Source organism: Rhodococcus sp. NPDC058505, from assembly GCF_042720095.1.
Classification (GTDB): Bacteria; Actinomycetota; Actinomycetes; order Mycobacteriales; family Mycobacteriaceae; genus Rhodococcus_G.
This window is the reverse complement of sequence record NZ_JBHXNB010000003.1, coordinates 255,634-273,537: the sequence shown is the minus strand read 5'-3', so window position 1 is coordinate 273,537 and position 17,904 is coordinate 255,634. Positions and strand designations below refer to the sequence as shown.

The following is a 17,904-nucleotide window of genomic DNA, read 5'->3' as shown; positions in this document are numbered from 1 at the left end:
GAGGCCGTCGAAATCAGCTAGCATTCAGCATGACTCGTTGATCACTACGCGATCTCGCGCCTGATCCGAAGTCCACCACTTCACGGGGCTCTGTCACATACCTCACCAAGGAAGCTGGAACGACAGTGAGAGCGAGACGTTCTCGGTTCCACCGGCTCGCGCCCTCTGTGAGGTCACCGGTCACAAGCTGTGACCGGCCTGAGCTTCACCGAAAACCGCCCGATCTTCTCGAACTGGACATACGTGTCATGGTCACGTTCCGGTTGCGGTTTGTACCTCTCAGTAAGGAACCCGGTGGTCGGCGTCGACTGCATACAAGGCCTCGGCGGCGGGTGACGCCATTTGGTAGTGGTGGACGGCGGCGGTCCCGCGGATCAACCAACGGTGAAATCCCGCCGGTAACCGAACCTGCACCCTCAGCCATGTTTCACAGGCCCGGGATGCCGAGCCACAGGTTGATCGCCGCGATACAGATCGTGGCGGTGTAACGGACGGCGAGCTTGTCGTATCTCGTTGCCACACCACGGTTCTGCTTGAGCAGATTGATACCGCACTCGACCGCATGACGCTGCTTGTAGTGCTCGGTGTCGAACACCGGGGGCCGGCCACCAGCCGAACCCTTGCGCTTTCGGTTCGCGGCCTGATCCGACTTGACCGGGATCGTCGCCCGGATACCCCGCTTGCGGAGATACTCGCGATTGGCGACACTGCTGTACGCCTTGTCCGCCAACACCGACCGCGGGCGGCACCGCGGCCTGCCCGGCCCGATCCGCGGCACCCGAATCCCCTCGAGCACGGTGACGAACTGCGGACTGTCACCGCACTGGCCTGCGGTAACGACGATCGACAGCGGTTTACGGCCCTGCTCGCACGCCAGATGGGTCTTCGTGGTCCAGCCACCGCGGGAGCGCCCCAACACGTGGTCGACGGGTTCAGTCTCTACGCCGCCGGGCGGCTCGACCTGCCCGCCGCCGTCCTTGCGGGCACCGGCCGCGTGCTGGTGCGCTCGGGCGATGGTCGAGTCGACGCTGACATCCCACACGATCTGGCCGGCGGCGTCGGCGAGGGCCTGCAACCGGGTGAGGATCGACGCCCACACCCCGGCGCGTTGCCAGCGGCGGAACAGTCCGTAGATCGTCTGCCACGGCCCGTACTGGGCCGGGACGTCCCGCCACGGGGCACCGGTGCGGATCCGCCACCGGATCCCGTCGATGAGCTGGCGTTTCGTCCACTTCGGCGGTCGGCCCGCCTTCTTCCCTCGAGGCAGCATCGGACCCAGCAACGCCCACTGTGCGTCGGTCAGGTCCGCTCGCCCCGGCACCGCTACGCTGGGCACGAGGTCTCCGGTATTCAGGTTCTTCTTGGTCGAACAACCCTCTACCGGAGACCTCGCTCATTCAGTTGCCACGACACGCCTGCCTGAGTGTGATTCCCGCCGGTGCACCCACTTTCGAAACACTGCCTAGGGCGGCCGGACGCACCCCGCGGACAACGCGAGGCCCGGCGGAACACTGGGTTCCGCCGGGCCCCGGCAGGTTTCGGGTGTGCCCGAACGATTACGGTCCGACGGCAAGCAGGTTCGCCAGGTCGGTCGCGGGCTTCTCACCGACGTAGGGCACGAGCGCATCGAAAATAAGGGTCGACATGTCGGGACTCCGTTCGTTTGGTGCAGACGCCGGTTCCGTCCGGCACCGGTCACAGTAGCGGGCCGGCGACGAGTTCGCCACGACTCACCCCCGATCAGGGCGTATCCCGGTCCCGACCCGCGCCGAGGCGGCGCACCGCGTACCTGAGCAGATCGACGTACCCGTCGAGGTCGGGCAGTACCGCGGGTGAGGTGACGACCGAGATCGTGACCCGACCCCCCATCCCGTGCACGCCGTGCGTGAGGCCCATGAACTGCGACAGCGCAGGGAATCCCGCGGTGAACCGCACCCGGCCGCCGCCGAGGGTGAGGTCGTCGGGGCCGCGGTCCACGCTGGAGACCACGGTGTTGCCGGTGACCTCGTCCGGCACCGCGGTGAAGTCGAAATGCTCGACGCCGTGGCGCAGCAGCGGCGCGGGCACGGCGGCCAGCACCCGGTCCTCCGCCGCACCGGACGGGTGGTCGGCGCGCAGCCGCCTGCGCCGGAGCGACTCGGCGATCGCGGCCGCCCGCTCCGCCGGATCCTCGATCCGTGGGTGCAGGTCCACCGCCACGTTGCGGAAGTGGTTGCGGGACACCGGCCGCCCCGGCTTCGCGACGGTGACCTCGGCGGCGAGGCAGGCGGCCGGGTCGGCGCCCCGCCCGCGCAGGTACCGGGTCAGTGCCATCGAGATCGCGGTCATCGCGCCGACCGTGACGGTGCTCCCCGCGCCGCGCAGGGTGTCCGCATCGACGACCACCGTCGCGATGGCGCGGCGGCCGTCCGGCGCGGCGTTCGTGAGCAGCTTCGGCAGGCTCGGCGGGGCCGCGGGGATCACCCCCGCCGCGGTGTCCCGGACCAGCCGCTGATGCCCGAGATAGGCGGGGCGGGCCCGCACCAGCATCTGCCCGACCTGGATCGGGAGCCGGACCGCGGCGGCGGCGACGGCCTGCGCGGGTCGCCAGGGCGCGGCGGCGGCGGGTGGGGCGGGCGGGACGGGCGCGAACAGGTCGCGGGCGATCGCCGAGGCCCGGCGCCCGTCCCCGAGTGCGTGCGCGACCTGCAGCACCGCGACCACCGCGTCCCCGGAGCCGCATTCCGGCGCCCCCGCCACGGGGCCGAAAAGGTGGAGCCGCCAAGGCGATTGGGTCGCGTCGAGCCGGTCGGTGAGCAGCGCCGCGACGGCCTCCCGGCAGCCGCCCCACGACATCGGTCCGGCGTGCAGCCGGATCGGGGCGGCGGCGGGGTCCATCGGCACCCAGTGCGGCAGGTCCATCCCGCCCGGCACCTCCCGCACCCGGATCCGCAGGTCCGCGACCGCGCACGCGCGGACCCGCAGCTGCTCGCCGATCACCGCGAGCGGGTGCGGGGTCGCGGCGAAGCAGTAGAGCAGGAACTGATCGGTGGGTATCCGCCGGGAAATCCAATACGACTGCGCATCCTGGGCGCTCATCCGCGGCACCGGCCGACGATAGCAGCGGCGGCCGGCCCGAATCGGACCGACCGCCGCGGCGCGGAAACCGGCGTCAGACCGTGGCGGCCAACCGGTTCGCGAGCAGGGTGGTGAACCGGGCCGGGTCGGCGAGTTCGCCGCCCTCGGCCAGCAGCGCCATGCCGTAGAGCAGTTCCGCGGTCTCCGCTGCCGCGGAATCTTCGGGCCGCTCGGCGCGGGCGGTCCGCAGCGCCTGCACCAGCGGATGATCCGGGTTGAGCTCGAGGATCCGCTTGGTCGCCGGGACGGGCTGGCCGGACGCCCGGTACATCCGCTCCAGCGCTGGGGACATGGAGAAGTCGTCGCCGACGATGCAGGCCGGGGAGGTGGTCAGGCGAGTCGACAACCGCACCGACTTGACGTGGTCGCCGAGGGTGTCGGTGAGCCAGGTCAGCAGGTCCGCGAAGTCCTTCTCGCGCTCCTCCCGCGCGGAGTCGTCCGCACCATCAGCCTCGGCGTCGAGATCGACCTCGCCCTTGGCGACGGACTGGAAGGTCAGGCCCTCGAACTCCGGCACCTGCGAGGCCCACACCTCGTCCACCGGATCGGTGAGCAGCAGCACCTCGAGGCCCTTCGCCTTGAAGGCCTCCAGGTGCGGCGAGTTCTCCAGCAGCTGACGCGACTCGCCTGCCGCGAAGTAGATCTGCTTCTGCCCGTCCTTCATCCGCCCGACGTACTCCGCGAGCGTGGTCTGCGCGTCCTCGCACGCGGTCGACGCGAACGACGAGATCTGCAGCAGCACATCACGATTGTCCGCGTCGGCGACCAGGCCCTCCTTCAGCGCCCTGCCGAACTCCGACCACAGGGTGCGGTAGTCGTCGGGCCGGGTTGCCTGGATCTCCCGGATCGTGGTGAGTACCTTCTTGGTGAGGCGCCGTCGGATCGCCCGAATCTGCCTGTCCTGCTGCAGGATCTCCCGCGAGACGTTGAGCGAGAGATCCTGCGCGTCGACGACACCCTTGACGAATCGCAGATACTCGGGAAGCAGTTCGTCGGCGTCGTCCATGATGAACACCCGCTTGACGTACAGCTGCACGCCGGTCTTGCCGTCCCGCATGAACAGGTCGAACGGCGCGTGCTTCGGGATGAACAGCAGCGCCTGGTACTCGAAGGTGCCCTCCGCCTTCATCGGAATCGTCTCGAGCGGGTCGTCCCAGGCGTGCGCGATGTGCCGGTAGAACTCGGTGTACTCCTCGTCGGACACCTCGTCCTTCGACTTCGCCCACAGCGCCTTCTGCGAGTTCAGCGTCTGGGTCTCGATCTCGACCCGCTCCGGCTCACCACCCTCGGCGGGGGTGCGGCGTTCGACGTCCATCCGGATCGGCCAGGCGATGAAGTCGGAGTACCGCTTGACCAGTTCCTTGATCTTCCACTCCGCGGTGTAGTCGTGGAGCTGATCCTCGGTATCGGCGGGCTTGAGGTGCAGGATCACCGAGGTTCCCTGCTGCGCGTCGTCGACGGCCTCGATCGTGTAGGTCGCCTCGCCGCTCGACTCCCAGCGGGTGCCCGTCGCCTCGCCCGCCTTGCGGGTCAGCAGGGCCACCCGGTCGGCGACCATGAACGTCGAGTAGAAGCCGATGCCGAACTGGCCGATCAGCTCTTCGCTGGCGGCCGCGTCCTTCGCCTCCTTCAGCTTCCGCCGCAGCTCGGCGGTGCCGGAGCGGGCGAGGGTGCCGATCAGGTCGACCACCTCGTCGCGGGACATGCCGATGCCGTTGTCCCGGATCGTCAGGATGCGCGCATCCGTGTCGACGGCGATCTCGATGTGCAGGTCGGCGGTGTCGGCGTCCAGGTCCTTGTCCTGGAACGCCGCCAGCCGCAGCTTGTCCAACGCATCCGACGCGTTGGACACGAGCTCCCGCAGGAAGGAGTCCTTGTTCGAGTAGATGGAGTGGACCATCAGGTCCAGCAGCTGGCGGGTCTCCGCCTGAAACTCCAGTTGTTCACGTTCCCCGGTGTGCGCGTTCAATCCGATTCCCTTCGACAGCGGACGGGCACAAGTCGACCGAATTTTACGCCTGCGACCAGCGCGGCAGACCTACCGGCCGGTAGTGCAATCGGCGCGGCGGGGCCATTGCCTCGCGCCGGGCCACGGAGGAAGGTGAAGAACGGAGACACGAGCAGTCCCGGGGGGGTGGGGAATCAGGGGAGCCGGTGGCGCCGCCGGGGTGCCGCCTCGACCGGAAGGGGTAGGCCGTGTACGCACGTTCCACCACGATTCAGGCGCACCCGTCGTTCATCGACGCGGGCATCAAACACATGAGTGACACGGTCATGCCCGCTCTCGCGGACTACGAGGGGTGCGCGGGCCTGTCCCTGCTCGTCGACCGCGAGTCCGGCCGGTGCATCGCGACCAGCTCCTGGATGGACGAGGACGCCCTCCGCGGCAGTGAAGGTCCGGTCCGGGAGCTGCGGGACCGCGCGACCGAGATGTTCCACGGCACCGCGACCGTCGAGCGCTGGGACATCGCGGCACTGCACCGCGACCACCACTCGGACCGCGGATCCTGCGTCCGCGTGACCTGGCTCAAGCTGGAGCCGGGGCACATGTCGCGGGCCGTCGACGTGTTCCGGCTGACCGCCCTGCCGCGCATGGAGGAACTCGACGGGTTCTGCAGCGCCAGCATGATGGTCGACCACGCCGCAGGCCGCGCGGTGGTGTCGGTGACCTGGGACAGCCGCGCAACGTTCGAGCGCAATCAGGAGACCGCGGACGAGATGCGCGCCGCCGTGACCCGGGAGATGGGTGCCACGGTGCTCGACACGTGCATGTTCGACCTCGCGATCGCGCACCTGCATGTTCCCGAGATGGTCTGATCAGAGCGCCCGCCGCATCAGGTCGGCGGTGTCCCGGTCATAGGCGACGAGGACGATCCGTTCGACCGCCGTCCCGGCGGCGGTGACCGCGGCGATCGCCTGGCGGACGGCGTCCTCGCGCGGCCACCCGTACGCGCCAGCGGAGATCAGCGGAAACGCGACGCTGCGTGCGCCGAGGCCGTCCGCGACGGCGAGGCTCCGGGTGTAGGCGGATCGCAGCACCGCCGAGCGGTCCTCACTCCCGGAGTACACGGGCCCGACCGTGTGGATCACGTGCTCGGCGGGCAGGTCGCCCGCCGTCGTCGCGACGGCCGCGCCTGCGGCCAACCCGTCGGGCAGCGTGGTCGCCCGCAGGTGCCGGCAGGCGTCCAGGATCCGCGGGCCCCCGGCCCGGTGGATCGCGCCGTCCACGCCGCCCCCACCGAGCAGCGACGAGTTCGCGGCGTTGACGATCGCGTCCACCCGGACCGCGGTGATGTCGCCCTGCCGCACCTCAATCACCGGCCGCCGATCGCCGCCGGAGCGGCCGCTGGCGGTCGCGCCCGCGGCCATCCGGACCAGGTCGGCCGCGGTGTGACCGGGCCAGCCGTGCAGGATCCGGCGCCACCGGTCCGGGATCGCCGACGCACCCCAGCGCGCCCCGAGCAGGCCGCCCGCGATCGCGGCGGTGGTGTCGGTGTCACCGCCGGCCCGCACCGCCGCCTCCAGTGCGCGCGGCAGGTGACCGGGGTCGGAGGCGTCGGTGCTGCGGATCGCCCACCAGGCGGTCTGCAGCGCGTGCACCACCCAGCCGTTGTTGGAAAAGTCTGCGGGCGAACCGGTTTCGGCCTCGTCGAGCAGCGGCGTCCAATACCCGGCGACCTCGGCGTCGGCGGTGGCGAGGTAGCCGCGGACACCGTCGAAGCTGCCGTGCAGGACGGCGTGCCGGATCGCGTGCGTCCACATCCGGCACGCCGCGGTCGCCTGCGGGTCGTCGTGGGTGAGCGCCCCGACCGCCGCCGCCGCGTCGGCGCAGGCGCGCTCGTCGTCGAGGTAGCCGAGCGCCACCGGTGCGGTGCGCATCAGCGAACCGTTGCCCGCCTTACGGCCGGGAATGGCGCCTGCCCTGGCGAGCATCGCCGCAGCGGTGGCGGGGCGGGCGGAGAGCACCGCGCGGGTCTGGTTGCCGATGTCCGGCGGGGAGGAGTCGTACCATCCGACGAACCGCGCGGCCACCGCGTCGAGTCCCGCGCCCGCACGCACGTCCGCGCCGGTCGCGACGACCTCGGCGATCGCCACCGCCATCGAGGTGTCGTCCGTCCACTCCCCCGGCGCCCAGTCGAAGGTGCCGCCACCGATCATGTCGATCGGCACGTCGGCGCCCGGATGCGTGAACTCGTATCCGGCGCCGAGCGCGTCACCCGCGGCCGTTCCGAGCAGGACCCCGGCCGCCCGGTCCGCCTGCGCTGTGCTCAGTTCCACCTTCACTCCCGTCGTCGACGCCGACTGCGGTCCCCACTGTCGCACCCCGCACCGACACCCGACGGCACCACCCACCGATCGCCGGTGGTCAGTGCTCAAGGGCGAGCCCGCGGCGTTCCGGCAGCGTCAGTGCCGCGGCGGCCGCAAGCACGAATGCCGCAGCGAAGACCGCGAAGACCAGCCCGTTGCCGCCGCCGTCCAGCAACACCGGCACCATCAACGGGGACGCGATCGACGCGATCCGGCCGAACGCGGCGGCGGCGCCGGTCCCCGACCCGCGCACCACCGTCGGATACAGCTCCGGCCCGATCGCGTACAGGGCACCCCAGGCGCCGAGGTTGAAGAACGACAACGCCATCCCCGCGGCGATGATCTGCGCCGGGGTGTCCGCGAGTCCGAACAGGCCAGCGGACACCGCGGACCCGGCGAGGAACGTCGCCAGGGTGCTGCGCCTGCCCCACACCTCAATCGACCATGCGGCGACGGCATACCCGGGCAGCTGCGCGAGCGTGATGACGAGCGTGTACTGAAACGAGGTGACCAGGTCGAATCCCTGGCGGACGAGCAGGCTCGGCAACCAGATGAACGCGCCGTAGTAGGACAGGTTGACGCAGAACCAGACCACCCACAGGGCGCCGGTGCGGCGCCGCAGCCGGGTCGACCAGATCGATTCCCGCACCGGTGTTTCCGCTGCCGGCCGGACCCGTTCCCGGCCACCGCCCCACGCCGGTGGTGCGACCCCGGCTGCCGCCTCGAACTGCCGGACCGCGACCTCCGCCTCGGCGTCCCTGCCGCGGCTCTCGAGGAACCGGACCGATTCGGGCAGACCGAAGCGGATCACCGCCGCGTACACCGTCGGCACCAGCCCGACGGCCAGCGCCCACCGCCAGCCGTCGTCGCCGAGCGGCACCACGAGGTAGCCGATCAGCGCGGCCAGCACCCAGCCGACCGCCCAGAACGCCTCGAGGGCGACCACCATGCGGCCCCGCAGGGTTCGCGGCGCGTACTCGCTGACCAGGGTGGACGCGACGGGGAGTTCGGCGCCGAGACCGAGGCCGACGACGAACCGCAACAGCATCAGCACCGCAACCGAACCGGCCAGCGCGGCCGCGCCGGTGGCCAGGCCGTAGACGAGCAGGGTCGCCGCGAACACCTGCCGCCGTCCGAGGCGGTCGGCGAGGAGTCCGCCGATGCTCGCCCCGATCGCCATGCCGACGAAACCGATCGAGCCGATCCACGACAGCTGCGTGGTGGTCAGGCCCCACTGCACGGCGAGGGCCGCCATCACGAAGGAGATCAGGCCGACGTCCATCGCGTCGAGCGCCCACCCGATCCCGGACCCGACCAGCAGCCGGCCGTGACGACGAGTGAATGGCAGCTCGTCGAGCCGTTCGCTGCGGGTCATCGGGCGTTCGACCATGCCCGTCAGCGTACGATCGCGGGCTACCCGCGGCGGTCCGGGTCCGTTCCGAACACCGAGAAGGTCGTGTAGTACCGGTCGGGGTCCGCCTCCGGTTTCGCGGGCGGCGCCGCGGCGATCCGGCCGAGCGCGCGGGCGACGCGCGGGTCGGTGAGTAGCCCGGCCCGCAGCGGGTCGGCGCTGGCCTCGGCGTCCTCCCGCGCGGCGGCGTGCAGATCGGTGATCGTCCTTGCCAGCCGGTCCGCGCCGAGCCGCAGCGCGTCGGGGTGCAGGTCCAGCACCGTCATCCGGCCGTCCACCCCGACCTCGATCCGGACCCGGCCGTCCGGGGTCTGTGCGCGGCCGCGCACCCGGTCCAGGTCCAGCTGCAGCCTGCGCGCGGTGACGGCCAGCTCGGCGAGGTCCTGCTCAGCCGGACACTCCTCGGCGGACTCGGCCGAATGCCCGTCCGCGGCCGACGATGTCGGCATCACGAAATCCCCCACGATCCCCCCGGCTCGTTCGCGGCGGCTGGTTCGCTGCCGCGCCCGCAGGGTAGCAACTCGCCGGGCGGGCCGCCCGACAATCTGCGCCGGAGTGGACCCGGCGCGGTATGCGGGAGAGGATGGGATGACGCCCGGCCGGTTCGCCCCGCCACCGAGGAGGTCATCGTGATGAATCCCGTTCGCGGACTGGCCATGTGCGCGGCCGTTGCCGCCGCATTCCTGACCACGACGGGGGTGGCATCGGCCGCGGCTGCCGTTCCCTTCCAGGTCGCACCCGCGCCGTTCGGCAACCCGAACGGCAGCTTCGATGTCCCGGCGATCCGCTGCGCGACGGTGGTCGGCGAGCGGCCCGGCGACCTGACGATCACCGGTTCGATGCCCGGCCGGTGGGGCTGCCTGATCAACGCCGAGGCGCGCTGGCTGAACCTGTCGACCGGGGCGTCCGGCACGGCCCGACTCTCGGACGGGCTGCACGGGTATCCGCCGGAGGCGACCGTGCACACCGGCGCCGGGCAGGTCGCCGTCGTCCTGATCCCGCTCCCCGGCTCGGTCACTCCGGGCGTCGCCGCGGTCGCCGTGCCGTGAACCGTGGGCGCCGCCACCGAACGGGCGGTTACCGGGCCGCGCACTCGGCGGATGGTCCGGTAACCACCCGTTCGACGAGGTTCCGCCGATGAGAGGATGGCGGGCGTGCCGATGCCCCCACCGCTGCCCGTCCGGAACGGGGTCGGGCCGACCCGACTGCGGGTCCCGGCGGCCGGGCCGTGGGCGACGATCGCCGAGTACATCGTCACCCGATTCGACCACCTCGACGCGGACGACCTGTACCGACGCGTCGACGCCGGCGAGATTGTCGGGGCCTGCGGCGACCCGATCGGACGCGGCACGGAGCTGGGTGCGCACCGCTTCGTCTGGTACTACCGCGACCTGCCCGCCGAGGATCCGATTCCGTTCCGCGAGGAGATCCTGCACCACGACGACGATCTCGTGGTGATCGACAAACCCCATTTCCTGCCGACCACGCCGGGTGGGCGCTATCTGCGGGAGTCGGCGCTGGTCCGGCTGCGGACCCGACTCGACAATCCGGACCTGACGCCGATCCATCGTCTGGACCGCGCGACCGCGGGACTGGTGATGTTCTCGGCCCGGCCCGCGACCCGCGGCGCCTACCAGTCGCTGTTCGAGCAGCGGCAGGTCGGGAAGGTGTACGAGGCGGTGTCGCGGCAACCGGCCGGCTGGGACCCTGCCGCTCCTACCCTGGCGGGGCGCCCGCTTCCGGTCGTCTACCGGAATCACCTGACCGTGCGCCGCGGCGAGTTGCGGGTCGTCGTCGACGACGACCGCGAGCCCAACGCCGAGACGGTGGTGGAGGTGCGCGGCCGCGGTGTGAGCCGGTCCGGGCTGGACGTGCTGCACACGGTGCTGCGCCCGCGCACCGGGCGGATGCACCAGCTGCGGGCGCATCTCGCGGCGCTCGGCGTCCCGATCCTGGGTGACAGGTGGTATCCCGACCTGCTGCCGGAGGCGCCGGACGATCACCGCCTGCCGCTGCAACTGCTCGCGCGGGAGTTGATGTTCACCGATCCGCTGTCGGGGGCGCCGCGGCGGTTCGTCACCCGCCGGACGCTGGCCGAGGCGCCGGTGACGGACGGCTGACCACCTCGACGAACGCCCGCGCGGCCCGCGACGGGTTGAAGTCGCTCCACGCCAGGTATTCGACGCGACGCGGCCCGTCCCGCACGGTGACCGCGCGCAGGTCATCGCCCTCGGGCATCACCCCCGGCGGCAGCAGTGCGACGGCGAGACCGTTGCGGACCAGCCCGAGCATCAGGCCGGTGCTCATCACCTCGAAGGCGATGTCGCGACCGAGCCCCGCCTCACGGAAGGCGAGATCGCTCTGCGCCCGCCCGCCCGACCCCTCGGGAAAGTCCACGAAAACCTCGTCCGCAAGGTCCGCGAGCCGCACGCTGCGGCGGTCGGCGAGCGGATGCCCGACCGGAACGACCGCCACGTGCCGGGCACTCGCGAGCACCCTCGCGCCGACACCCGTCCGTGCCAGCGCACCGGGCAGGCCGAGCACCGCCACGTCCATCGAGCCGTCCGCGATCGCCTCGACGAACACGTCGCTGGCCCCTTCCCGCACGGTGACCCGCACCCCCGGATGTGCGCGGCGAAACTCGCCGAGCGCGGCCGGGATGTCGACGGCGGTGACGGTGGGGATGAGGCCGATGGTCAGCGTGCCCCGGAGCTGCCCGGCGGCCGCGGCGGCGTCGGCGGCCGCGCGCTCCGCGGATCGCAGGCACGCACGGGCCGCGGCAAGGAACGCCTCGCCCGCGTCGGTCGTCTCGACCCGGCGGCTGTTCCTGGCGAACAGCGCGACGCCGAGCTCGCGCTCGAGGGCCTTGATCTGGTGACTGAGCGCGGACTGCACGACGTGACAGCGGGCGGCGGCGCGGGTGAAGCTGCGCTCCTCCGCGACCGCGAGGACGTACCGCATCTGCTGAAGCTCCACCGCAACATGATGACCGTTCATTGTTCCTATGACAACAATGTGTTGGATTCATGGTTCGGACGGGCAGACGATGACTCCATGACCACGACGATCACAGCACCCGCCCCGCGGACCACCGCACCGTTCCCGGTGTCCCTGACCCTGCTGACCGCCCTCGCGCCGGTCCTGTGGGGCACGACCTACATCGTCACCACGCACCTGCTGCCCGCCGGCCACCCGCTGTTCGCGGCGTTGATGCGCTCGCTGCCCGCGGGGGTGATCGCGCTGCTGATTGCCCGCCGCCTGCCGCACGGATCGTGGTGGTGGAAGAGCCTGGTGCTGGGCACCCTGAACATGGGCGCGTTCTTCCCGCTGCTCTTCCTCGCCGCGCAGCGCCTCCCCGGCGGCGTCGCCGCGACCCTGGCCGCCGCGCAGCCGATCGTCGTCGCCCTGCTCGCCGTTGCGGTCCTGCACGAACGGCTGTCCGGGTGGCGGGTGGCCTGGGGCGTGATGGGCATGGTCGGCGTCGCCCTCGTGGTCCTCGGCCCCGCGGCGGGCCTCGACCTGATCGGCATCCTCGCCGGTCTCGGCGGCGCCGTCTCCATGGGCACCGGTGTCGTGCTCACCAAGAAGTGGGGCCGCCCCGACGGCGTCTCCGCGGTCGGGCTCGCCGGCTGGCAGTTGACCGCGGCAGGCCTGGTCCTGCTCGTTCCGGCCCTGGCGATCGACGGCATCCCCGAGGGCATCGACGGTCCGGCCGTCGCGGGCTACCTGTGGCTCGGGCTGGTCGGCGCGCTCGCCGCCTACAGCCTGTGGTTCGCGGGCATCCGCCGACTTCCCGTCACCGCGACCGCGCTGCTCGGGTTGCTCTCGCCGCTCGTCGCGGCGCTCCTCGGCGCCGTCGTCGCGGACGAGTCACTCCGCCCCGTGCAGCTGCTCGGCTTCGCCGTCGCGTTGACCGCGATGCTCGCCGGCCAGGTGTCCCGCGCCACCCGGTCCGGAAAACAGGTAGTCGCGTAGGTAGTTCGACGCATGACACCGGCGTCGCCGGACCCGAGGATGTGACGGACCGCACATCCGGATCGTGCGGACCCTCCCCGAACGGCCTCGAGAAAGGCGCCGCACCCCGATGAACCCCCACCTGCGCACGTGCAACGACTACCTGGCCGCGACCCTCTCCCACGACTTCGTCGCGGACGGCGTCGACGCGGACGCCGTCGAACGAATCCACCGCGGCGAGGTCGGTGACTGGGTACACGCGTTGGCCCGGTCGGGCCTGTTCGCCAACCTGGTCGTCGCGAACGCCGCGCACGCGTGGCGGTACGACCCGCGCTCGCTCCTCGACGCCCTCATTGCCGAGGCCGACGAGGTGACCGCCAAGCGCTACGACTCGGCGTGGCGGGCGATGGATGCCCGCCGAACGGGCGGTTACCGGGACACCCACTCGGCGTTCGCCCCGGCAACCGCCCGGTCGGAGACGAGCTGAGCTGTGTCGTTACCAGCCAGGCTCATCGCCTGGTGATGCAATGCCCACATGAGCGAGCACACCACCGCTGCGTCAGCCGCGGGCCGATCGGCGATACCCGAGCCGTTCCCACCGTTCGAGGGCACCGTCGGCACGACCTACAAGGAGTCGACAGCCGCGTGGCCGCAAATCCCGACACCGGCGGAGGGCGCACCGAACATCGTCGTGATCATGCTCGACGACGTCGGGTTCGGTCAGACTTCCACGTTCGGCGGGCTGATCCCGACACCGAACCTCGACAAACTCGCCTCCGAGGGGCTGCGGTACAACCGCTTCCACACGACCGCGGTGTGCGGGCCGTCGCGCGCTGCCCTATTGACCGGACGCAACCACCATGACGCGGGCAACGGCTACCTCATGGAGTGGTCGACCGGATTCCCGAGCTACACCACGATGATCCCGCGCACCACGGCCACGGTCGCGGAGGTGCTGCGCGGCAACGGCTACTCCACCTGGTGGTACGGCAAGAACCACAACACCCCCGACTGGGAGACCAGCGTCGCAGGACCGTTCGACCGGTGGCCGACCGGGATGGGGTTTGACTACTTCTACGGTTTCAACGCCGGTGAGACGCACCAGTTCTACCCGGTCCTGTTCGAGAACACGACCCCGGTCGAACCGGACAAGGGTCCCGAGGACGGCTACCACCTGATGACGGACATGACCGACCGGGCAATCACGCGGATGCGGTACGCCAAGTCGGTCGCACCGGACAAGCCGTTCTTCATGTACTTCGCTCCCGGCGCGATGCACGCCCCGCACCACGTCACCAAGGAATGGCGCGACCGATTCGCGGGCGCCTTCGACATGGGCTGGGAGAAGTACCGGGAGATCGTGTTCGAGAACCAGAAGAAGATGGGCATCATCCCGCCGGACACCGAACTGACCCCGCGCCCGGAGTGGGTGCAGGAATGGGACACGCTCAGCGATCAGCAGAAGCAGGTGTACTGCGCTCTGTTCGAGAACTACGCCGGATATTTCGCGTTCACCGACCACGAGGTCGGCCGCCTGCTCGATGCGATCAAGGATCTCCCTGACGCCGAGAACACCCTGGTCCTGTACATCGTCGGTGATAACGGCGCTTCCTCCGAGGGCGGCCCCGACGGCACCCTCGACGAGATCAAGAACCTCGGCGGGATCATGCCCACGATCGAGGAGATCATTGCCGACCTCGACAAGCTGGGTGGCCCGGAGACCGAACCGCACTACCCGCTGGGCTGGGCGTGGGCCGGCAACACCCCGTTCCAGTGGGTCAAGGCCGTGGCCTCGCACCTCGGCGGGTCCCGCAACCCGATGGTGGTCAGCTGGCCCGGGAGGATCACGCACGACGACGCCCCCCGCGATCCGTTCCTGCACCTCGTCGACATCGCCCCGACGATCTACGCGGCCGCGGGAGTGACGATGCCCGACACCGTCAACGGGATCGAGCAGCTGCCGCTGGCCGGGAAGTCGTTCCTGGACAGCTTCACCGACCCGACGTTCCAGGGCCGAACAGAGCAGTACTTCGAGATCATCAGCAACCGCTCAATCTACGAGGACGGCTGGAAGGCGAACGCGCAGCACACCCTGCCGTGGCGGCAGGACCTCGCCCCCGGCGACTGGGAGAACGACAGGTGGGAGCTCTACCACCTCGACGATGACTTCTCCGAGGCCCGCGACTTGGCCGACACAATGCCCGACAAGCTCGAACAGATGAAGGCCGCGTTCGATGAGGCCGCCGAGAAGTACCACGTGTACCCGCTCGACGACCGCGGCGTCGCGCGGGCGATCCTGCCGAAGCCGACGCCGCCCGGCTCGGACCCGAAGGCGACCTCGTTCACGTTCTACGAGGGTGCGACCCGGCTCCCGGAGAGCGCGGCGCCGTCGATGAAGAACCGCAGCTGGACACTCGCTGCACACATCCGCACCGATGGCGCGGCGACGAACGGCGTCGTCATCGCCATCGGTGGTGTCGCCGGCGGCATGTCGCTGTACCTGAAGGACGGGGTGCCGACCTTCGACTACAACTACTATGGCGACCACTGCACGGTCCGGGCCGCAGGAACGCTGACCGCGGGCGATGCCGTGATCGGTATCGAGTTCGACTACGACGGTGGCGGTATCGGCAAGGGCGCGAATCTCATCCTGACCGTCGACGGCACCCGGGTCTGCGACGGCCGACTGGAGGCCACCGTGTTCGCCCGCTTCGGTGTCGACACCTTCGGTATCGGCGAGGACACCGGCCAGCCCGTCACCGCCGACTACCGTCCACCGTTCCGGTTCACCGGCAGCATCGACCGGGTCCGGATCGACCTGGGCCCGCTGGACCTGAGCCCAGAGGATCAGCACCGGGTGCACCACACCGAGATCAAGGCCGCACAGCGCAGGGAGTGACAGCGCACCGTCCGGGCACCGTCGAACGGGCGGTTACCGGGACACCCACTTGGCGTTCGTCCCGGCAACCGCCCGTTCGGTGGGTGCTACACGTTGAAGCGGAACTCGACGACGTCGCCGTCCTGCATGACGTAGTCCTTGCCCTCCATCCGCACCTTGCCCGCGGCCTTGGCCGCGTTCATCGAACCCGCCGCGGCGAGGTCCTCGAAGGAGACGATCTCGGCCTTGATGAAGCCGCGCTCGAAGTCGGTGTGGATGACGCCGGCGGCCTGCGGGGCGGTGTCGCCCTTGCGAATCGTCCAGGCGCGCGACTCCTTCGGCCCCGCCGTCAGGTAGGTCTGCAGGCCGAGGGTATGGAAGCCGGTGCGGGCGAGGGCGTGCAGGCCGGGCTCGGTCTGGCCGATGGACTCGAGCATCTCCTGCCGGTCCTCCTCGTCCAGTTCGAGAAGTTCCTGCTCGACCTTCGCGTCGAGGAACACCGCGTCGGCGGGCGCGACGGAGGCGCGCAGCTCGGCGACCTTCGCGTCGTCGGTGAGGATCGCCTCGTCGGCGTTGAAGACGTACAGGAACGGCTTGGTGGTGAGCAGGTGCAGCTCGCGCAGCAGGCCGAAGTCGAGGGTGTCCTTGACGGAGAATAGGGTCTTGCCCTCCTCGAGGACGGCCTGCGCCTTGACGGCCTCCTCGTGCTGCGGCTTGAGCTCCTTGTTCTTCTTCGCTTCCTTCTCGAGGCGCGGCACCGCCTTCTCGAGGGTCTGCATGTCGGCGAGGACGAGTTCGGTCTCGATGATCTCGATGTCCGACGCCGGGTCGACGCGGCCGTCGACGTGCACGACGTCGTCGTCGGCGAACACCCGGACCACCTGGCAGATGGCGTCGGCCTCGCGGATATTGGCGAGGAACTTGTTGCCGAGGCCCGCGCCCTCGGAGGCGCCCTTGACGATGCCCGCGATGTCCACGAACGACACCGTCGCCGGGAGGATGCGCTCGGAGCCGAAGATCTCGGCGAGCGTCACCAGCCGCTCATCGGGCAGCTCGACCAGGCCGACGTTCGGCTCGATCGTCGCGAACGGGTAGTTCGCCGCGAGCACGTCGTTCTTGGTCAGGGCGTTGAAAAGGGTCGACTTGCCGACGTTCGGGAGGCCGACGATTCCGAGGGTAAGGCTCACGGATTCCACAGTCTACGGTGGTCGCCCCCGGTTCCGACACCCACCGCCCACAACTCGGCCGCCCCTCGACAGGCGCTGGCCGCTGCGCTCACCATGGGAGGGCACGATCCGAGCGCGCCGACCGGACGCTCCCCGCGGTGCGTCACCACCCTTCGGGCAGGAGGAACCCCATGTCCAGGACCTCGCTCCGCGCGGCGGTCGCCGCCGCGGCCGCAGGCGCGGCGATCGTCGTCGCCCCCGCCGCCGCGGCGGCTACCCCGGTGCCCGTCGTCTACAACCCGCAGCAGGGCCCGCTCACGGCCGCGGTCACCTGCGCGCCGAACCTGCTCATCCCGTTCTTCGGCGGCATCGCGTTCGACATCTGCTGGGCCTGAGCTAGGGCCTGCGCGCCACCGTCACCGCCCAGCCGGCGTCCGGGTGCCACGGACGCAGATCCCAGGTCGAGAAGCGGTGCTCGCGGGCCAGGCCTGCCGCGGCCAGGTCGGCGTCGAAGGCGTCCACCGTGTACCGGTGGTCGGTGGCGAACCCGGCGACCAGCAGCCCGCCCGGCGTCAGGTGCGCGGCGAGCCTGCGGCATACCTGCGCCTCACTGCCCGGCGCAAGGAAGATCATCACGTTGCCCGCGACGACGACCGCGTCGAACGGCTCCCCCGGCAGGTCCAGCTCCGCCAGATCGGCCTGCACCACCTCGAGCAGGCCGGTGCCGCGGGCAGCGGCGAGCAGCACCGGGTCGAGGTCGACCGCGGTGACGGCGTGGCCGCGGCGCGCGAGTTCGGCGCCGACCCGTCCGGTCCCGCAGCCCGCGTCGAGGATCCGCGACCCGCGGCCGACCATCGCGTCCACGGCCCGCGCCTCGCCGTGCAGGTCGGCGCCCGATTCGGCCAGCTCCTCGAAGCGGCGCACGTAGTCGCGGGAGCCGTCCGGGCCTCGTTCGTCCTGCCATCTGGTCATGCGCACACCCTAGGACGGTTCTCCCGACACCCGCGGCGTGGCGTCGACGCCCGGACCGGCCGGACGGTGCCACCATCGGTGTCACCAATGACGTGCAC

At 70.7% G+C, this 17,904-nt stretch carries 16 protein-coding genes and 1 pseudogene; 7 read left to right on the top strand and 10 right to left on the bottom strand.

Features of this window, described 5'->3' with window-relative positions; genetic code table 11:
- Positions 1-427: 427 nt before the first annotated feature.
- From ACFWPA_RS04225 to htpG, 3 genes are all read right to left on the bottom strand, one after another.
- Positions 428-1,321 (bottom strand): IS5 family transposase, encoded by an 894-nt coding sequence (locus ACFWPA_RS04225; protein ID WP_378506040.1) that lies wholly within the window; start codon positions 1,319-1,321, stop codon positions 428-430.
- A 419-nt stretch (positions 1,322-1,740) separates the two neighbouring features.
- Positions 1,741-3,078 (bottom strand): WS/DGAT domain-containing protein, encoded by a 1,338-nt coding sequence (locus tag ACFWPA_RS04220; protein WP_378505793.1) that lies wholly within the window; start codon positions 3,076-3,078, stop codon positions 1,741-1,743.
- Between the two features lie 73 nt (positions 3,079-3,151).
- Complete coding sequence (gene htpG / locus ACFWPA_RS04215; RefSeq protein WP_378505792.1) at positions 3,152-5,086, bottom strand: molecular chaperone HtpG; 1,935 nt, start codon at positions 5,084-5,086, stop codon at positions 3,152-3,154.
- Between the two features lie 227 nt (positions 5,087-5,313).
- Here htpG and ACFWPA_RS04210 point away from each other — a divergent pair, with 227 nt between their 5' ends.
- A complete protein-coding gene (locus tag ACFWPA_RS04210) occupies positions 5,314-5,934 on the top strand; it encodes a hypothetical protein (protein WP_378505791.1) in 621 nt (206 codons plus the stop codon).
- Here the strand turns inward: ACFWPA_RS04210 and ACFWPA_RS04205 are convergent, their stop codons facing one another.
- The 4 genes and pseudogenes from ACFWPA_RS04205 to ACFWPA_RS04190 all read right to left on the bottom strand — a co-directional run bounded on the left by ACFWPA_RS04205 (position 5,935) and on the right by ACFWPA_RS04190 (position 9,285).
- Complete coding sequence (locus ACFWPA_RS04205; protein WP_378506039.1) at positions 5,935-6,486, bottom strand: O-acetyl-ADP-ribose deacetylase; 552 nt, start codon at positions 6,484-6,486, stop codon at positions 5,935-5,937.
- Positions 6,487-6,552: 66 nt separating this feature from the next.
- A pseudogene (locus ACFWPA_RS04200) lies at positions 6,553-7,395 on the bottom strand (ADP-ribosylglycohydrolase family protein); the annotation flags it as partial.
- Between the two features lie 88 nt (positions 7,396-7,483).
- The gene (locus ACFWPA_RS04195; protein WP_378505790.1) at positions 7,484-8,815 is read right to left on the bottom strand and encodes an MFS transporter; all 1,332 of its coding nucleotides are present in this window, start codon (positions 8,813-8,815) and stop codon (positions 7,484-7,486) included.
- A 23-nt stretch (positions 8,816-8,838) separates the two neighbouring features.
- Positions 8,839-9,285, bottom strand: a complete 447-nt coding sequence (locus ACFWPA_RS04190) for a hypothetical protein (protein WP_378505789.1) — start codon at positions 9,283-9,285, stop codon at positions 8,839-8,841.
- A 183-nt stretch (positions 9,286-9,468) separates the two neighbouring features.
- Here ACFWPA_RS04190 and ACFWPA_RS04185 point away from each other — a divergent pair, with 183 nt between their 5' ends.
- Complete coding sequence (locus ACFWPA_RS04185) at positions 9,469-9,885, top strand: hypothetical protein (protein WP_378506038.1); 417 nt, start codon at positions 9,469-9,471, stop codon at positions 9,883-9,885.
- Positions 9,886-9,981: 96 nt separating this feature from the next.
- Positions 9,982-10,956 carry a pseudouridine synthase gene (locus tag ACFWPA_RS04180; RefSeq protein ID WP_378505788.1) on the top strand — a complete coding sequence of 325 codons (975 nt, stop codon included), beginning with the start codon at positions 9,982-9,984 and terminating at the stop codon, positions 10,954-10,956.
- On the opposite strand, the gene ACFWPA_RS04175 is transcribed toward ACFWPA_RS04180, so the two are convergent.
- A complete protein-coding gene (locus ACFWPA_RS04175) occupies positions 10,913-11,812 on the bottom strand; it encodes a LysR family transcriptional regulator (protein ID WP_378505787.1) in 900 nt (299 codons plus the stop codon). The genes ACFWPA_RS04180 and ACFWPA_RS04175 overlap by 44 nt on opposite strands.
- A gap of 78 nt (positions 11,813-11,890) precedes the next feature.
- Between ACFWPA_RS04175 and ACFWPA_RS04170 the strand changes: the two genes are divergently transcribed.
- The 3 genes from ACFWPA_RS04170 (at position 11,891) to ACFWPA_RS04160 (ending at position 15,689) form a co-directional block, all read left to right on the top strand.
- On the top strand, positions 11,891-12,811 hold the full coding sequence (locus tag ACFWPA_RS04170; RefSeq protein ID WP_378505786.1) for an EamA family transporter: 921 nt from the start codon (positions 11,891-11,893) through the stop codon (positions 12,809-12,811).
- 109 nt (positions 12,812-12,920) lie between these two features.
- A complete protein-coding gene (locus ACFWPA_RS04165) occupies positions 12,921-13,277 on the top strand; it encodes a hypothetical protein (protein ID WP_378505785.1) in 357 nt (118 codons plus the stop codon).
- Between the two features lie 48 nt (positions 13,278-13,325).
- Positions 13,326-15,689 carry a sulfatase-like hydrolase/transferase gene (locus tag ACFWPA_RS04160; protein WP_378505784.1) on the top strand — a complete coding sequence of 788 codons (2,364 nt, stop codon included), beginning with the start codon at positions 13,326-13,328 and terminating at the stop codon, positions 15,687-15,689.
- An 86-nt stretch (positions 15,690-15,775) separates the two neighbouring features.
- Here ACFWPA_RS04160 and ychF read toward each other — a convergent pair whose 3' ends face one another.
- Positions 15,776-16,855, bottom strand: coding sequence for a redox-regulated ATPase YchF (gene ychF / locus ACFWPA_RS04155; RefSeq protein WP_378505783.1), 1,080 nt, complete (start codon positions 16,853-16,855; stop codon positions 15,776-15,778).
- Between the two features lie 170 nt (positions 16,856-17,025).
- On the opposite strand from ychF, the gene ACFWPA_RS04150 reads away from it, so the two are divergent.
- On the top strand, positions 17,026-17,229 hold the full coding sequence (locus ACFWPA_RS04150; protein WP_378505782.1) for a hypothetical protein: 204 nt from the start codon (positions 17,026-17,028) through the stop codon (positions 17,227-17,229).
- 1 nt (position 17,230) lies between these two features.
- Here ACFWPA_RS04150 and ACFWPA_RS04145 read toward each other — a convergent pair whose 3' ends face one another.
- The gene (locus ACFWPA_RS04145; protein ID WP_378505781.1) at positions 17,231-17,806 is read right to left on the bottom strand and encodes a class I SAM-dependent methyltransferase; all 576 of its coding nucleotides are present in this window, start codon (positions 17,804-17,806) and stop codon (positions 17,231-17,233) included.
- Between the last annotated feature and the right edge of the window lie 98 nt (positions 17,807-17,904).